Annotated in this window: 8 protein-coding genes; 6 read left to right on the top strand and 2 right to left on the bottom strand. The window is 71.6% G+C overall.

The genetic code is table 11. The features are described 5' to 3' along the window. Positions 1–490: 490 nt before the first annotated feature. The 6 genes from BM362_RS23320 to BM362_RS23295 are packed head-to-tail and all read left to right on the top strand — an operon-like array spanning position 491 to position 11987. Entirely contained in the window at positions 491–1855 is a 1365-nt protein-coding gene (locus BM362_RS23320; RefSeq protein ID WP_208865312.1) for an FAD-dependent oxidoreductase, read from the top strand. Next, positions 1855–2565 (top strand): DUF6875 domain-containing protein, encoded by a 711-nt coding sequence (locus tag BM362_RS23315; RefSeq protein WP_067591902.1) that lies wholly within the window; start codon positions 1855–1857, stop codon positions 2563–2565. Before BM362_RS23320 ends, BM362_RS23315 begins: the two co-directional genes overlap by 1 nt. Beyond that, positions 2562–5726, top strand: a complete 3165-nt coding sequence (locus tag BM362_RS23310) for a non-ribosomal peptide synthetase (protein WP_093574536.1) — start codon at positions 2562–2564, stop codon at positions 5724–5726. Before BM362_RS23315 ends, BM362_RS23310 begins: the two co-directional genes overlap by 4 nt. Next, positions 5723–10072, top strand: coding sequence for a non-ribosomal peptide synthetase (locus BM362_RS23305; protein ID WP_093574535.1), 4350 nt, complete (start codon positions 5723–5725; stop codon positions 10070–10072). Before BM362_RS23310 ends, BM362_RS23305 begins: the two co-directional genes overlap by 4 nt. Before the next feature lie 5 nt (positions 10073–10077). Then, entirely contained in the window at positions 10078–11403 is a 1326-nt protein-coding gene (locus BM362_RS23300; RefSeq protein WP_093574534.1) for an MFS transporter, read from the top strand. After that, positions 11400–11987 (top strand): response regulator transcription factor, encoded by a 588-nt coding sequence (locus BM362_RS23295; protein ID WP_067591890.1) that lies wholly within the window; start codon positions 11400–11402, stop codon positions 11985–11987. Before BM362_RS23300 ends, BM362_RS23295 begins: the two co-directional genes overlap by 4 nt. 193 nt (positions 11988–12180) lie before the next feature. Here BM362_RS23295 and BM362_RS49215 read toward each other — a convergent pair whose 3' ends face one another. Then, positions 12181–12396 (bottom strand): response regulator transcription factor, encoded by a 216-nt coding sequence (locus BM362_RS49215; RefSeq protein WP_009077456.1) that lies wholly within the window; start codon positions 12394–12396, stop codon positions 12181–12183. Between the two features lie 22 nt (positions 12397–12418). After that, positions 12419–16741 (bottom strand): non-ribosomal peptide synthetase, encoded by a 4323-nt coding sequence (locus BM362_RS23285; RefSeq protein WP_167545401.1) that lies wholly within the window; start codon positions 16739–16741, stop codon positions 12419–12421. Between the last annotated feature and the right edge of the window lie 62 nt (positions 16742–16803).

The following is a 16803-nucleotide window of genomic DNA, read 5'->3' as shown; positions in this document are numbered from 1 at the left end:
CGAATTGCGGTAATTCTACGGATGCTGGCACCCGATATCTTCCGGTTTATTAGATGCCCGGGACACACCCGGTAAAACAGCCGGGCAAGCGGGAACAGGCTAGTGCCCGCACCCCGCCCCGGGCTATCGGCCAACAGGGAGAACCTCGGCCGCGTGCCGGGCAGGCCACGAATCTCGCAGGAGGATCGGTGAGCAGCAGCGGACCTGGGCGTTTACCGCGACCGGGACGAAGGCCGGACGATCGATCGGATCACCCGGGGGAAACGTTACCGGAATGGTCCGAACACTTTCCGCAGCCGAACGGATACGCCTCGCCCGCGATTACTCCGGAGTTCTTCCGGATCACCACTGGTGAGCAGTCCCGGGGAAGTGCGTGCAATGCTGCTCCGATCGGCCGAATTGCGCGTCCGTCCGCCAATTGCCGCTCAACGGAAAAGCGCTCCGAACGGCGACGGCACAATTGCCCTCACGCGGATCGGCGGCGGCCGGAATGAACGCCAGACGGGTTCTGGTGGCCGGGGCCGGGCTGGCCGGTTCGCTCGCCGCGATCCACTTCGCGCAGCTCGGGCACCAGGTGGAGATCCACGAGCGCCGTCCGGATCCGCGCGGGACCGGCGCGGGCGCGGGCCGGTCGATCAACCTCGGCCTCTCCCAGCGCGGAATCCGGGCGCTGGACCAGGTCGGGCTGCTCGGCCCGGTGCTGGCCGCGGCCGCTCCGATGCGCGGGCGGGTGATCCACCAGCGCGACGGCGAGCTGGATTTCCAGCCCTACGGCTGCCACGAGGACCAGATCCTGCGCTCGGTGCTGCGCGACGACCTCAACCGGATCCTGCTCGCCGAAGCCTTGGAGTACCCGAACGTCAGCGCCCGCTTCGGCGTCACGCTCACCGATCTCGACCGCGGATCGGCGAGCGCCGGACCCGTCTGCTCTTTCGCCGGCGACAGTGGTCCATACCAAGCCTCCGCGGACCTCGTGGTCGGCGCGGACGGCGCGTTCTCGGCCGTGCGCACCCGGCTGCTGCGCGGCCTGCCCGCCGACTTCCGGCAGCGCGTCCTGCCCTGGGGCTACAAGGAGTTCGCGATCGCCGCGGGCCCGTCCGGCGAGGTACGCAGCAGCCCGGACGCACTGCACGTCTGGCCGGGAGACGACGGGCTGATCGTCGCCCATCCCCATGTCAACGGTTCCCTCACCGCGACCGTGTTCCTCCCGCTGGCCGGCGAGCGGAGCTTCGCCACCCTCACCACCGAGAAATCGGTTCGAGCACTGTTCGACACCCGGTTCCCCGACGTGCGGCGGCTGGTCCCGGACATCGTCGAGCAGTTCCTCTCGCATCCGACCGGGCATCTGGTGACCGTCCGGAGTTCGCCGTGGCAGCACGAGGGCCGCGTGGTGCTGATCGGCGACGCAGCGCACGCCGTCTATCCCTTCTACGGCCAGGGCATGAACTCGGCGCTGGAGGACTGCGCGGTACTGCGCGAATGCCTCGCCGACGACGACTGGGCCGAAGCGCTTCGCACCTTCGAACAGCGACGCAAACCGCACACCGACGTCCTCGCGGACCTTTCCGAGGAGAACTTCGACGAGCTGCGCACCCGGGTGGCCTCGCCGCTGTTCCTGGCCCGCAAGAAGGCGGATCTGGTGCTCAGCCGCGTCTTCCCGAAGCGCTGGATGCCGCTCTACACCATGGTTTCGCACACCACGATCCCGTACGCGGACGCCTTGCGCCGCGCCCGGCGCCAGCACGCCGCGCTGGCCTGGGGCGGCGGTGCCGCGGCGCTCGCCCTCGCCTTGACCGGCGGCGCGCTCGCCCGCGGGCGGGCCGCCGGACCGCACTCGCCTGGAGACCGAAGCTGATGCTCATCCATCCGACCGATCCCGGCCGCGTCCTGGTGGAGCGGCACGACCTCGACCCGCTCGCGCTGCCCGAACGCCTGCTGCGGTACGAGATCCACCTGCGGGCGATCTTCGACTGGGGCCGCGGCTACCTGTCCGGCCCGCATCCCGACCTCGGCCGCGGCGGCAACGTCTGCCCGTTCGCGCAGCCGTCGCTCGAGCGCGGCCGGTTCTACCTCGCCGTCGAACCGGGCATCCCGGCCGCCGGCCCGCGGCTCGCCGAAACCCTGCGCTGCTACCGGGACTGGTTCCTCGAACTCGCACCGCGCGGGCATCCGAGCGCGCAGCTGACCACGATCCTGCTGCTGTTCCCGGACGCGCCGCCGGACGACCGCTGCGACGTGGTCGACACCGTGCAGCACGCGCTGAAGTCGGAGTACGTCGCCGACGGCCTGATGCTCGGCGAGTTCCACAACGGCCCGCCGGACAAGGGCGGGCTGTGGAATCCCGCGTTCCGCCCGCTGCGCAGCCCGGTGCCGATGCTGGTGGTGCGGCACATGGTGCCGACCGACTACCCGTTCCTGCGCGCCGATCCGGACCAGGCCCGCGCCTACCTGCGGCTGTTCGGCGACCAGGTGCCGGTCCAGCTGCGCGAACTGGTGGAACACGACCGGCTGTCCCGCGAGCTGGTCGAAACCGAGGCTGACCAGGCCGGAATCGGGGCGCCGTGAACGTCTTCCCGTGCTCGCCCGGCCAGGAACGGCTGTGGTTCCTCGACCGGCTCGACCCCGGCTCGCCGGTCTACCACGTGCCCACGGTGCTGCGGCTTTCCGGGCCGCTCGACGTCGAGGCGCTGCGCCGCGCCTTCGCCGCGATCGCGGCGCGGCATGCCGCGCTGCGCACGGTTTTCCGGGAGAGCGACGGCGTTCCGGAGCAGGTCGTCACCGAGAACGGCTTCTCCTTCGCCGTCCGCTCGGCCGGCGAAGACTCGGTCGCGCAGGAGGCCGCGGCGGAGATCCGCGCCCCGTTCGACCTGACCGCCGGGCCGCTCGCCCGGGTCCTGCTCCTGCGCCGGGCCGAGGACCAGCACGTCCTGGTCGTCACGCTGCACCACGCGATCGCCGACGGCTGGTCGGTCGCGCTGCTGCTGGACGAACTGGCCGAGAGCTACCGCGCCGAGCTGTCCGGCGCCGAACCGGACCTGCCGCCGCTCCCGATGCAGTACCCGGATTTCGTGCGGTGGCAACGAGAACACCTCGACGGTCCGGAAGGCGCCGAGCTGCTTCAGGAATGGGCGGACCGGCTGCGCGGCGCGCCGGAGCTGATCACGCTGCCGACGGACCGCCCGCGGCCCGCGACCGCGACCTCCGAAGGCACCGTCCACGAGTTCCGGTTCCCGCCCGCGCTGACCGAGGCCGTCCGCGCGCTCGCGGAGACCTCCGGAGCCACAGTTTTCATGACTGTGCTCGCCGCCTACCACGCGCTGCTCGCCCGGTACAGCGGTCAGGACGATGTCGTGGTCGGCACTGTCGTCGGGCAACGCTCGCAGGTCGACACCGAGCGGCTGATCGGCTTCTTCGTCAACACGGTCCCGGTCCGGATCTCGACCGCCGGCGACCCGTCCTTCGCGGAGCTGCTCCTCGACGTTTGCGACGCGCTGGTCGACGCGCTCGGCGGGGCCGAGATCCCGTTCGAGCGCGTGGTCGAGGCCGTCCGTCCCGAACGCAGCCTCGGGCATTCGCCGATCTACCAAGTCGGCTTCAACGGGCACGGCGACGGCGCGCTGCCGCAGCTGACCGGTCTGGCCGTCACCGACTTCGCCGGCCCGCACACTGGCACCGCGAAACTCGACCTGATGCTCGGCGTCCGCGACGAAGGCGACTGCCTGCACGGATACGTCGAGTACCGCACCGACCTGTTCGACGAAGCCACCATCGTCCGCTTCGCCGAGCACCTGTGCACGTTCCTGACCTCCGTCACCGCCGACCCGGCCCAGCAGATCGGCGCGGTCTCCCTGCTCGACAGCACACAACGCCGCACGGCCCTCGACAACGGCATCACACGTCCGCTGCCCGCTGCGGCCACCGCGCTGGAACTGATCGCGCCGCACGTCCGGGACCGCGGCTCAGCGACGGCGATCGCCGGTTCACTGACCTACCGCGAACTGGACGCCCGGGCGAACCGGCTCGCGCACGCCCTGCGCCGCCGCGGCGTCGGCCCGGACGTCCCGGTGGGGCTCTGCGTCCGCCGCTCCGCCGAGATGGTGGTGGCGCTGCTGGCGGTCTGGAAGGCCGGCGGCGCGTACGTCCCGCTCGATCCGGAATGGCCGCTGGAACGGCACGCTTATGTCGTCGAGGAGGCCGGTGTCCGGATCGCCGTCGTCGACCGCGAAAACGCCGGACGGCTGCCCCGGTTCGAGACTGTGCTGGACGTCGACCTGGACTACGCCGAGCCGGACACCGCGCCCGACGTGGCGCACGACCCGGCCGACCTCGCCTACCTCATCTATACCTCCGGCTCGACCGGCCGGCCCAAGGGCGTCGCCGTGCCGCACCGCGGCGTGGTCAACCTGCTCACCGGTTTCGCGGACCGGCTCGGCGTGACCGAGAACGACGTCTGGGCGTCCGTCACCACGCTGGCGTTCGACATGTCGGTGCGGGAACTGCTGATCCCGCTGATCCGCGGCGGCACGGTCGCGGTGATCAGCGCCGAAGACTGCGCCGAACCGGTCGCGCTCGCGCGGCGGCTGGCGGACTGCGGCGCGACGATCCTCCAGGCCACGCCGACGCGCTGGCGGATGCTGCTCGCCTCCGGCGGGGTGCCCGCGAACGTGCGCGAACGGCTGTGCGGCGGGGAGGCGCTCGACCGGGAACTCGTCGACGCGCTGTCCGGCGGCCGGGTCTGGAACCTTTACGGTCCCACGGAAGTGACGATGATCGTTTCCGCGGGCGCCGTCAGCTCGCGGGAACCCGTGGTGCCGCTCGGCCCGCCGCTGCCGAACACCCGGCTGCACGTGCTGGACGCCGGGCTGAACCCGGTCCCGCCCGGCGTAGCGGGCGAGATCTTCGTCGGCGGCGCGGGGATCAGCCGCGGCTACCGCGGCCGTCCCGGCCTGACCGCGGAACGGTTCGTGCCGGATCCGTTCGCCGCCGGCGGAAGCCGCCTCTACGCCACCGGCGACCTCGCGCGACGGCGCGCCGACGGAAGTCTGGAGTTCCTCGGCCGGAGCGACCACCAGGTGAAGATCCGCGGCCTGCGCATCGAACCCGGCGAGATCGAAGCCCGGATGCGCGCCGATCCGCAGGTCTCCGACGCCGTCGTGCTGGCCCGTTCGGCCGGTCCGGACGACGTGCGGCTGGTCGCCTATGTCGTGTCCGAGAACACCGAATGGGCACCGCTGCGCGACCGGCTCTCCGGCCAGCTGCCCGCGTACCTGGTCCCGCAGACCGCAGTGTTCCTCCCCGCGTTGCCGCTGACCAAGAACGGCAAGACCGACCGGACCGCGCTGCCGGAACCCGTCTGGGAGTCCCGCGAAACCGGCCGGGTCGCCCCGCGCGACGCCGTCGAACGGGAACTGGCCGGGCTGTGGCGGGAGGTGCTGGCGGTCGAAGACCTCGGAGTGCACGACGATTTCTTCCATCTCGGCGGCCATTCGCTGCTCGCCGCGCGGCTGCTGGCGAAGGTGCGCGAGCACTTCCAGTCCGGCGTCGGCCTGCGGACGCTGTTCGCCGCCCGCACGATCGCCGCCTTCGCCGCGGCGCTGCGGGCCGCCGAGTCCGGCCCCGGGGTCACCGACGAGATCGCGCTCCTGCGGGAACGGATCGCCGCGCTGCCCGACGACGAGGTTCTCGCCCTGCTCCAAACCGATTCCCCGCCAGGAGCGCATCGATGACGCACCCCGAGCGAGAGCAGCTGTTCCGGCTGCTCGCCGCGCGCGACGGCCTCGGCGCCGCGACCGGCTCGATCCCCCGCCGGACCGGCGACGCCCCCGTCCCGCTGCTGCCCGCTCAACGGCAGTTGTGGTTCCTGGACCGGCTCGGCGCGCGCGACGGCGTGTACACGATCTCCCAGTCGTGGCGGCTTGCCGGCCCACTCGACGTCGAGGCGCTGCGCCGGGCGCTGGCGACGGTCGTCGAGCGGCACGAGGCGCTGCGAGCCGGGTTCGCCGAATCCGGCGGCGAGCCGGTACAGATTCCGGCCCTGCCCGGAACCGCACCGGAACTGTCCTATGCCGACCTCCGCGGAGCGCCGGAGTCCGCGGACCAGGTGCTCGCCGATGAACGAGCCCGCCCGTTCGACCTGGCCAGGCCCCCGCTCGTGCGCGGCCTGCTGGTCGCCCTTGCCGACGACGTGCACCTGTTCGTGCTGACGCTGCACCACATCGTCGCCGACGCCGCGTCTGTCGGCGTCCTGCTGCGCGAACTGTCCGCGCTCTACCCGGCGAACGCTCCGGCCCTGCCCGAACCGCCCGTGCGGTACGGCGATTACGCGGCCTGGCAGGCGACCAAACCGCTGGAAGCGGGCGAGCGGTACTGGCGCGAACAACTCCACGACGCCCCGGCGTTGCTGGAACTGCCGGCCGACCGACCGCGTCCGCCCGCCGAATCCTTTCGCGGCAACGGTCATTCCTTCCACCTGTCCGCCGACCTCGCCGCCTTCTGCCACCGGCACGGCGTCACCGCCAACACCGTGCTGCTGACCGCCTACGTGCTCCTGCTGGCCCGCCATGCCGGTCAGGACGACGTGGTGGTCGGCATGCCGATGCGCGACGAGACCGTGCCGGGGATCGAACAGTGCGTCGGGATGTTCGCCAACACCGTCGCCGTCCGGACCCGGCTGACCGGCGATCCGACCGTCGCCGAAGTGCTCGCGCGGGTGCAGGACGCCTGCCTCGGCGCGCTGGAGCACCAGAGCTATCCCTGGGAACGAGTGGCGCGAGACCTGCGGCCTGCCCGCGATCTCAGCCACAACCCGGTGTTCCAGGCGATGTTCGTGCTCAACTCGGCCGGAGCCGGGCTCGAACTGCCCGGCATCCGCGCGGACTGGCTCGACCTCCCGGTGACCACCGCGCGCTTCGACCTGACCCTCGCGCTGGCGACCGCTCCCGACGGCATCGAAGGACGGCTCGACTACGCGACCGACCTGTTCGACGCCGCCACCGTCGCCCGGTTCGCCGGCCAGTACGAACACCTGCTGCGGGCCATGCTCGCCGCCCCGGACGCTCCCGTGTCCACAGTGGACGCACTGTCCGCCGAGGAGCGGACCCGGCTGCGCAACGGCGGCCATCCGGCCCCGCCGGTGGTCTCCGACGGCACTCTGGTCACCACGCTCATCACCGGCCAGGCCGCGCGGACTCCGGACGCCATCGCCGTCGAGGACGACGGCCGCCTCACCTATGCCGAACTGGTTTCCCAAGCCCGCCGCATCACCGCTGCCTTGCACGCTTCCGGCGTCCGGCGCGGAGACCTCGTCGCACTCGGCCTGTCAACGGGCGCGATCACCGGCTTGCTCGGCGTCCTGCTGGCCGGTGCCGCGTACCTTCCGCTCGACCCCGGGCATCCGCCCGCGCGGCTGGCCGGGCTCCTGGCCGACGCCGCTCCAGCCGCCCTGATCACTGACCACGACCTCCCGTTCGACGGCCCGGTGCTGCACCCCGACCGCCTCCCGGAAGCCAGTCCCGCGCCGGAACTCCCGCTGGGACCGGGCGACCTGGCCTACGTCATCTACACCTCCGGCTCGACCGGCGCCGCGAAACCCGTCGCCGTATGCCATGGCGCGCTCGCCGAACTGGCCGAATCCTTCCGGAAGCTGCACGGATTCGGCCCCGGCGAACGGGTGCTGATGATCCCGCCGCTGACCTTCGACGCCGCTGCGGGCGACATCTTCCCCGCGCTGGTCTCCGGCGCGACCGTCCTGCCCTGGCGCGACCCGGCGTCGCTCACCGGCCCGGGCCTCGTCCGGCTCTGCCGCGACCACGGGATCACCATGGTGGACACCGCTTCCGCGCTGTGGCAGAAGTGGGTGGCCGAACTGGCCGTGGAAGACACCCCGTTCGACTGTCCGCTGCGGACGATGATGGTCGGCGGCGAAGCAGTCCCGACGACCGTTGCGCAGACGTGGGCAGCACTCACCGGCGGCCGCGTCGAACTGCACAATCACTACGGCCCGACCGAAGCAACCGTTTGCGCGACCAGCTATCTCACCTTCGACGCCGACGAACTCGACGGCCGGGTGCAGCTGCCGATCGGCGATCCGCTCCCCCACGTCCGCGCCTACGTCGTCGACGACCTGCTGCGTGCGGTGCTGCCCGGTGTCCCCGGCGAACTCTGCCTCGGCGGCGACGCCCCGGCCCGCGGCTACCGGGACCGGCCCGGCGCGACCGCGGAGAAATTCGTCCCGGACCCGTTCTCCCCGGCCCCCGGCGCGCGGATGTACCGCACCGGCGACCTCGCCCGCCTCGACGGCGAAGGACGGCTGGAGTTCCTCGGCCGCGTCGACCGGCAGCTGAAGGTCCGCGGCCACCGCATCGAACCGGCCGAGGTCGAAGCGGCCTGCCGGCGCCACCCCGGGGTCCGGGACGTCCTGGTCACCGCCCGCGCGGACCGGCTGGTCGCCTACCTCGCCGGCGACGTCGATCCGCTGTCCGTCCGTTCCGCGCTCCGCGCCGCGCTGCCCGGCTACCTGGTCCCGGACGCTTTCGCGGTGCTCCCGGAGTTGCCGCTGAACGCCCACGGCAAGGTCGACCACCGCGCGCTGCCCGAACCCGCCGGCACCACGACGTCCGCGTTCGCCGAACCCGAAGGCGAACTGGAACAGCGGCTGGCCGCGATCTGGGCCGCGGTGCTGGACGTGGACCGCATCGGCCGCGACGACGACTTCTTCCTGCGCGGCGGGCATTCCCTGCTGGCCGGGACGCTGATGGCGAAGGTCCGCGCGGAACTGGACGTCGAGGTCCCCGTGCGGACTCTCTTCGAAGCCAGCACTCTCGCCGCCTTCGCCGAGGCCGTCCGCGCGCCCGGCTACCGCGAGGACGACCGCCTCGCCGAGGTGCTCGCCGACGCCGTGCTGCCCGCCGACATCGACACGCGGTGCACTCCCGCGCAGGCCGAGGTCGCGATCCAGCGCGCGATGGCCCCGCGGATCGCCCTGCTCACCGGGGCGTCCGGGTTCCTGGGGCCGCACCTGCTCGCCGATCTGCTGCGGCACAGCGACGTCGTGGTGCGCTGCCTGGTCCGGGCCGCCGGCGCCGCCGAAGGCGCCGCCCGGATCGAGCAGGTGCTGCGGGACCACCTGCTGTGGGACGAGCGCTTCCGCCGCCGGATCATCGCCGTCCCCGGCGACCTCGGCGCCCCGCGGCTGGGTTTGCCCGCGGCCGAACTGGATGCGGTCGCCGCGGACCTCGACGTCATCTTCCATTGCGGCGGCGAAGCGAACTTCCTGCGCCCATACGCGCAGCTGCGACCTGGCAACGTCCTCGGCACCACCGAGTTGCTGCGGCTCGCCAGCCGAGGCGGCACCCCAGTGCATCTGGTGTCGTCGCTGGGCGTCTACCCGCTGGAGCGCGACGCGGTGATCACCGAAGACATCCCGCCCGACGACCCCGCCGGGCTGGACCGCGGCTACGAGCAAAGCAAATGGGCCGCCGACCGGCTGGCCAGGGCCGCGCGCGAACGCGGCCTGCCGGTGACCGTCCATCGCCCCGCCCGGGTGACCGGGCACAGCCGGACCGGCATCGGCCCGCTCGGCGACCGGTTCGCGAACCTGCTGCGCTGCCTGGTGCTGCTCGGCTCCGCGCCGGCGGAGGACTTCGCCGTCGAGGAGGACATGGCTCCGGTCGACCACGTCGCCGCCGCCATCGGCCATCTTTCGCGGCGGCGCGCCGGATACGGCTGCGATTTCCACTTCCACAACCAGCGCACGATGCGGTTCGGCGAGGTCGTCGCCGGATTGCGCGAGTTCGGCTACCCGATCGAGGCGATTCCGTTCGAGGCGTGGCACTCCGCGCTGGCCTCGGCTGCCGCCGAGACGGCGGACCCGGCGCTGAGCGCGATCACGGCGATGATCGAACGGACGTCGCCGCCCCGGCGGACGGTCTTCGACTGTTCGCACACCGAGGTGGTGGTCGCGGCGGGCGGGCTGGTGTGCCCGGCCGCGGATCGCGTGCTGCTGCAACGGTATCTGGCGCATTACGTCCGCATCGGGCACCTTCCCGCCGCCCCCCGGAAGGAGCACCGTTGACCACGATGGGAACGCGGGGATTCGTCCTCCTCTGGTCGGCCCAGCTGGTCTCGATCGTCGGCTCCGCGCTGACCGGGTTCGTGCTCGGCGTCTGGACCTACGAGCGGTCCGGTTCGGCCACCCAGTTCGCGCTGATCATGCTGTCCGGCGCGATCCCGGCGCTGCTGATCGCGCCGTTCGCGGGCGCGCTGGCCGACCGGTGGCACCGCCGCCGGATCCTCGTCGCCGCGGACTGCGTCGCGCTCGCTTCGCTCGGCGCACTGGCGTTGCTGATCGACGCGGACCAGCTGCGGGCCTGGCACGTCTACGTCGTGACCGCCTTGACCGCGATGTGCGGAACCCTCCAGCAGGTCACCTTCAGCGCGATGATTCCCCTGCTGGTGCCGAAACAGCACCTCAGCCGGGCGAACGGGCTGTCCCAGGTGGTGTTCAGCGCGCAGATCGCCGCACCGGTCGTCGCCGGGACGCTGCTGGCGCTCACCGGCCTGCGCGGGGTGGTGCTGATCGACCTCGTGACGTTCGCCGCGTCGCTGCTGGTCGTCGCGCTGGTCCCGCTCCCCGGCGCCGCCGTGCGCACCGCCGCCCCCGAACCGGGCGGCCCGTCGATCTGGCGGCAGGTTCCGGCGGGCTGGGCGGAACTGCGCCGCCGCCCCGGGCTGACCGGCCTGCTCGGCGTCCTGGCCGGGTTCTACTTCTGCTTCGGCATCGCCGGGACGCTCGTGCGGCCGCTGGTGCTGTCCTTCGCCAGCCCCGCCGGACTCGGCTTCCAGGTGTTCGCGGGCGGCTGCGGACTGTTCGCCGGAAGCCTCGTGATGGGCGTCTGGGGCGGGCCCAGGAAGCGGATGCGCGGGATCGCCGCGTTCATGGCGTTCGGCGGGATCGCGCTGGCCGTCCACGCGCTGGCGCCGTCGCTGGCGCTGGTGATCGCGATCGGGCCGTTCTTCCTGTTCACCCTGCCGGTGATCACCGGAACCGCGCAGACCGTGCTGCAGAGCAAGGTCGACCCGGCGAACCTCGGCAAGGTCATGGCGACCTCGCGGGCCGTGTCGCAGGCCGCGAGCCCGGTCGCGTACCTCGTCGCCGGCCCGCTCGCCGACGGCGTGTTCGAACCGCTCATGCGCCCGGACGGAGCACTGGCCGGTTCGGTCGGGCGGCTGATCGGCACCGGCCCCGGCCGGGGCATGGCCCTGATGTTCCTGCTCGCCGGACTGTTGCTGGTCGTGCTGGGCTGCCTGGCCGCCCGCCCCTCGCTGCGGCGCGCGGAAGACCTGCCGGACCTGCTCGAAGAACCCGTCGCGGTGGCGGCGAGCCGAGAGGAAAAGGGAAAATGACCACCCTCGAACGAACCGTCCCGGTGCGCGTGCTCGCCGCCGACCCGTTCCTGCGCGCCGGACTGGAAAGCGCGCTCTACGGCCGCGGCGAATTCGCCGGCGCCGACGGCGGAGTCGCGGTGCTGGCGGTCGACGAGGTCGACGACGCGGCCGTCGAGGCGATCCGGACGGCCAAGGAACGCAACGCCACCGTGCTGGTGGTGACCGGCAAAGTCGACGCACCCCGCGCGGCACGCGCGATCGAGGCGGGCGCTTGCGGGGTGTTGCGGCGGGAGCAGGCGTGCGAACAAACGCTGGTCTCCGCTGTCCGCGCGGCCGCGACCGGCCACGGCACGATGCCGCCGGATCTGCTGAGCGACCTGTTCGACGCCCGGCAGGCGGCCCCTGCCGCGCCGACCTTGGACGCGCGTGAACGCGACGTCCTGCGGATGGTCGCGGACGGGCATGAGACCGCCGAGATCGCTTCCGCGCTGGCCTATTCGGCCCGGACGGTGACGACGATCGTGCACGACATCACACACCGGCTGCGGTTGCGGAACCGGGCGCACGCGGTGGCGTTCGCGGTGCGGCAAGGGCTGATTTAGGGGCTGCGCCGGAGTCGGCATCGTCGCGTGATTTCCGCTGCCCGCTGTCCGCACCGGGCGGCACGGCGGCACCGCGGCACCGCGGCACCGCGGCACCGCGGCACCGCGGCACCGCGGCACCGCGGCACGGACGAGCCAACCCCTCGTCCCCTGCCAGGAAAATCCGCCCGGCCGCCGGGTCCCCAGCGCTGCCCTAGATCAGCCCGTTCCGCACCGCGTAAGCCGCCGCGTGCGCCCGGTTCCGCACTCCCAGCCGGGCCATCAGGTCGTACAGCGCGTTCTTCACGGTGTGCTCCGACCAGCCGAGTTCGGCCGCGATCTCGCTGTTGCTGTACCCCTCGGCGACGAGCCGGAGCACCCGCAGCTCGCGTTCGCCGAGCTGCGGCCGGTACGCCGCCTCGCCGTCCACCCGTCCAGTGTAGGAGATCCGCTCATCCAGGCAGCTCCGAGCCGCGCGTGCCCGGGGCCGCCGCGACCGTCCGCACGACCTGGACGAACCGGTCGGCCATCGTCTTCGCCGCGGCTTCGGTGAACAGCGCCCGGTCGTAATGCAGCGTCCCGGCCAGCCCGTCGGGATGCTCGCGCACTGTCACCAGCACGTCGAACGGATTCCCGCCCTGCCCGGCCCGCCACGGCTCGGCGCGGATGCCGTCGAGCCGGAGCCGGCCGGAGAGCGAGCCGAGCGACTGGAACGCCACCTGCGCCACCGGATTCCGGCTCAGGTCGCGCGGCGGCCGCAGCGCTGCCACGACCTGGTCGAACGGGACGTCCTGATGCCGGAACCCGCCGACGACCGCCTCCCGCACCGCGGCGAGCACCTCCGGATATGCCGGATCGCCAGGTACGCGCACCCGCAACGCGAGCGTGTTCACGAAGAGCCCGATCAAGTCTTCCGCCTCGACCGACGGCCGGTTGCCTGCGAAGGTGCCGACGACGAGATCGTCTCGCCCCGTCGTCCGGCGCAAGTCGAGGACGAACGCGGCGAGCAAAGCCATGAACCCCGTCGCGCCCGCCTCGGCCGCCACGGCTTCGAGCGCACTAATGACGTGCTGCGGCACGGAAAACTCGACGGTGCCTTCCAGCTGCGCTTGACGGGCCGGTCGCGGAAGGCTGTCCGGAAGTTCGAGCGCCGGCGGCGCACCTGCCAACGCCGACTTCCAGTACTCGAGACCGCCCTGGCCCGGCGTGGCATACAACGCCGCCAGCTCCGGCAGCGCGGACGCCCGCCCCGCGTAGCATTCGGCGAGGTCGCGCCAGAAGATCTCCATCGAGGTGTCGTCGGCGATGCTGTGGTGGATCACCGCGAGCAGTGTGAACCGCCCGGGCTCGCCGCGGATCACCGTGCACCGCAGCAACGGCCCGCGAGCCAGATCGAACGGCCGGCGAAGCTCCGCGTCGACGATCTCCTCCGCCGGCCCGTCCGCCACCGTCACCGGAATCTCACCCTCGGCGGACACCACCAGCTCCGGTTCGCCGCGACGGCTCCGGAACGTCGTCCGCAAGGTCCCGTGTCGCCGGACCACCTCGGCCAACGCGCGCCGCAATGCCTCGACGTCCAGCTCTCCCGTGCATCGGTAGGCCTCGTACATCGTGTACGTCGCGGACGGTCCCGACAACTGGTCGAGAAACCACATCCGGTGCTGTGCCGCGGAAACCGCGCTATGTCCACTATGGACTTCTGGGATAGGCGGCGCCGCCGCGACCACTTCGGCCAGCTCCGCGACCGTCGGCGCGGTGAACAGATCCGCGACGGACAACCGCCGCCCCGTGCCGCGGGAGACCCGGGCACAGATCCGGGCAGCAGCCAGCGAACGGCCGCCAAGCTCCAGAAACGGGTCATGGACGCCGACCGGGCCGATCCCGAGCACGTCCGCCCAAATCTCGGCGATCGCCGCCTCGGCCGCATTCCGGGGCTCGACATAGCCGGCCGCCAGCGCCGGACGGGTGCCGTCCGGCGCGGGCAGCGCATTGCGGTCGATCTTGCCACTCGGCGTGAGCGGCAGCGCGGCCAGCGACGTCCACACCGCAGGAAGCATCGACTCCGGCAGAGTACGAGCGAGACGGGCCCGCAACTCGGACGTCGACGGCGCGGCTCCGGCACGGTAAACGCAGTAGGCGACAAGCCGGTCGTCGTGCACCGCGGCAGCCGCCGCGGCGATCATCGGATGCGAATGCAGCGCGGCCTCGACCTCGCCGAGTTCGATCCGGTTGCCGTGGATCTTGACCTGGTGGTCGAACCGGCCGAGATACTCGAACGCCCCGTCCGCCCGCCGCCGCGCGCGGTCGCCGGTGCGGTACAGCCGCTCCCCCGGCGTCTCCGCGAACGGATTGGGCACGAACTTCTCAGCCGTCAACGCCGGACGGTTCAGGTAGCCGCGCGCCAGTTGCACCCCCGCGATGGTCAACTCGCCGTCCAGAAGGTGGATGCGAGTGTGCGCGATCGGGTGACCGATGGTGACCGCCTCCCCCGGCAGGCACCGGGTCGCCGTGACGTCCACTGACGCCTCGGTCGGCCCGTAGAGATTATGCAGCTCAGCGCCGACCAGCCGGTGGAACCGCTCCGCCAGCTCGTCCGGCAACGCCTCACCGCTGCACAACACTCGCCGCACCGGCAACCTCGGCACCGGTCCGGACAGAAACGCCCGCAGCATCGACGGCACGAAATGCGCCGTCGTGATCCCTTCCGCCACGAGAACTTCCGCGAGATATTCGGGATCGCGATGGCCGCCCGGCCGGGCCATCACGAGCGTCGCACCGACGGACAGCGTCCAGAAGAACTCCCACACCGACACATCGAAGCCAAAGGGAGTCTTCTGCAGCACCCGATCCCGCGGCGTCAAGCCGTACTCATCCTGCATCCACCGCAAGCGGTTCACGATCCCGCGATGCTCGACCACCACGCCCTTGGGTTTGCCGGTGGACCCCGAGGTATAGATCACGTACGCCGCGTTCTCCGGCCGCACAACGATATCCACCGGGCACCGTGGTTGATCGAGAGCCGTGAGATCGCCTGGCTCAATCACCACCTCAGCGCCGGAATCCTCGACCATGAACCGCAACCGGTCCTCGGGATGATCCGGATCCAGCGGCAGATACGCCGCACCCGCCTTGAGAATCCCGACCAACGCGACCACCATCTCCACCCCGCGCTCCAGCCGAACCCCCACCACCGACTCCAGCCCCACCCCACACGCCCGAAGCCAACGCGCCACCTGATTCGACAACTCGTCCAGCTCCGCATAAGACACTTCACAACCACCAGCGACCACCGCTGCCTCACCAGCAGCGACCCCCTCGGCGATGAGCGACAGCAACGTCCCGGCCTCGAAAGGAACGTCAGTTTCGTTCCACCCGGCCAGCTCGGCCTTTTCAGCAGCGTTCAACCAAGGAAGATCCGCCAGCGGTGCACCGGGATTCGCGACGATACCGCGCAGGAGCTCGGTGAAATGCCCGCCGATCCGCTCCACAGTGGACCGGTCGAACAGCGCGACCGGATACTCCAGCACGCCGTCCAAGGCACCGTCCGGCCGCTCGGTCACTTCCAGTGTCAGGTCGAATTTCGCACTGTGCCAGGGAGAATGGACTTGCTCGCCGCGCAGTCCGGCCGCCTCGAACCCGGCGTCAGCGGTGTTCTGGAGCACGAGCATGGCTTGGAAGAGCGGATTGCGGGACAGATCGCGGTCCGGCACCAGCTCGTCGGCCAGCCGTTCGAACGGCGCGTCCTGACGGGAATACGCGTCGAGGGTGTCCCGGCGGACGACGTCGAGGAAATCCGCGAACGGCACCGAACCGTCCACCCTGGCCCGCAGTACCAGGGTATTCAGGAACAGCCCGACCAAATCCTGCGCCTCGGCACGCGTGCGTCCAGCGACCGGAGTGCCGACGGCGACGTCTTCCTGCCCCGAATACCGGCTCAGCAGAATCTGATACGCGGCCAGCAGCACCATAAAAGTGCTCGCCCGATGCGTCCGGCCGAGCGCGGCGACCGCAGTGCCGAGTCCGGCGTCCACGGTGAATCGCAGGATGTCCCCGCGCGGGTCGTGCACCGGCGGACGGGGACGGTCCGTCGGGAGAGTCAGCGGCACGACCCCGTCGAGGCGCCGACGCCAGAACTCGACCTGCTCCGTCACTCGCTCACTGGCCGCGTGCTTCCTTTGCCAGGAGGCGAAATCGGCATACTGGACCGGCAGCCGGGGCAAGGCCTCCCCGGCGTAGAGCGCCTCCAGTTCCCGTGCCACGACGGACGTCGACCATCCGTCGTACGCGATGTGGTGCACGACGAGCAAAAGAACGTGCTCGGTCGCGGACTGCCGCAGCACCCGAACCCGCAACGGCCGGTCCCGCGCCAGGTCGAACGGCGCCGACGCCGCTTCCCGGGTGACCGCCTCGACGTCCTCCGCCGGGACGTCCTGGACGGCCAGATCGACCCCGGGTTCCCCGACGAGTTGTTCCGGCACGCCGGCGCGTTCGACGTAGGTGGTACGCAGGATTTCGTGCCGCTCCACGATCGTCTGCCAGCACGTCCGCAGCCGCTCGACGTCGAGCGGGCCGCGCAGCCGCCACGCCGCGGTCACCACGTACTCGGTTCCGCCGGGACGGAGCCGGTCCAGCACCCAGACCCGTTGCTGTGCCGGAGAAAGCGGCAGCGGACGGCTGCGGTCGGCCCGGATCGCGGATGCCGGAGCGGCCGGGGCCGGAGCTGCGGACAGGTAGCGCTCCAGCAGCTCGTCGCGCCGGGACTGTTCGGTGGTCATCGCTCCCCCTGCGGGTCGATCGGCGGGCATGCCGTGAAGGGGCCCTCACCGACTCTGATGGG

This window comes from Amycolatopsis rubida (assembly GCF_900115345.1).
In the GTDB taxonomy this organism is placed as follows: Bacteria; Actinomycetota; Actinomycetes; order Mycobacteriales; family Pseudonocardiaceae; genus Amycolatopsis; species Amycolatopsis rubida.
Note: the sequence above shows the minus strand (reverse complement) of the source record. Positions and strands in the feature narration are given on the sequence as shown.

Coding starts and splice junctions, on each gene's coding strand:
- BM362_RS23305 (WP_093574535.1), top strand. CDS start 5,723: ATGACGCACCCCGAGCGAGAGCAGCTGTTCCGGCTGCTCGCCGCGCGC.
- BM362_RS23300 (WP_093574534.1), top strand. CDS start 10,078: ATGGGAACGCGGGGATTCGTCCTCCTCTGGTCGGCCCAGCTGGTCTCG.
- BM362_RS23315 (WP_067591902.1), top strand. CDS start 1,855: ATGCTCATCCATCCGACCGATCCCGGCCGCGTCCTGGTGGAGCGGCAC.
- BM362_RS23320 (WP_208865312.1), top strand. CDS start 491: ATGAACGCCAGACGGGTTCTGGTGGCCGGGGCCGGGCTGGCCGGTTCG.
- BM362_RS23285 (WP_167545401.1), bottom strand. CDS start 16,741: ATGACCACCGAACAGTCCCGGCGCGACGAGCTGCTGGAGCGCTACCTG.
- BM362_RS23295 (WP_067591890.1), top strand. CDS start 11,400: ATGACCACCCTCGAACGAACCGTCCCGGTGCGCGTGCTCGCCGCCGAC.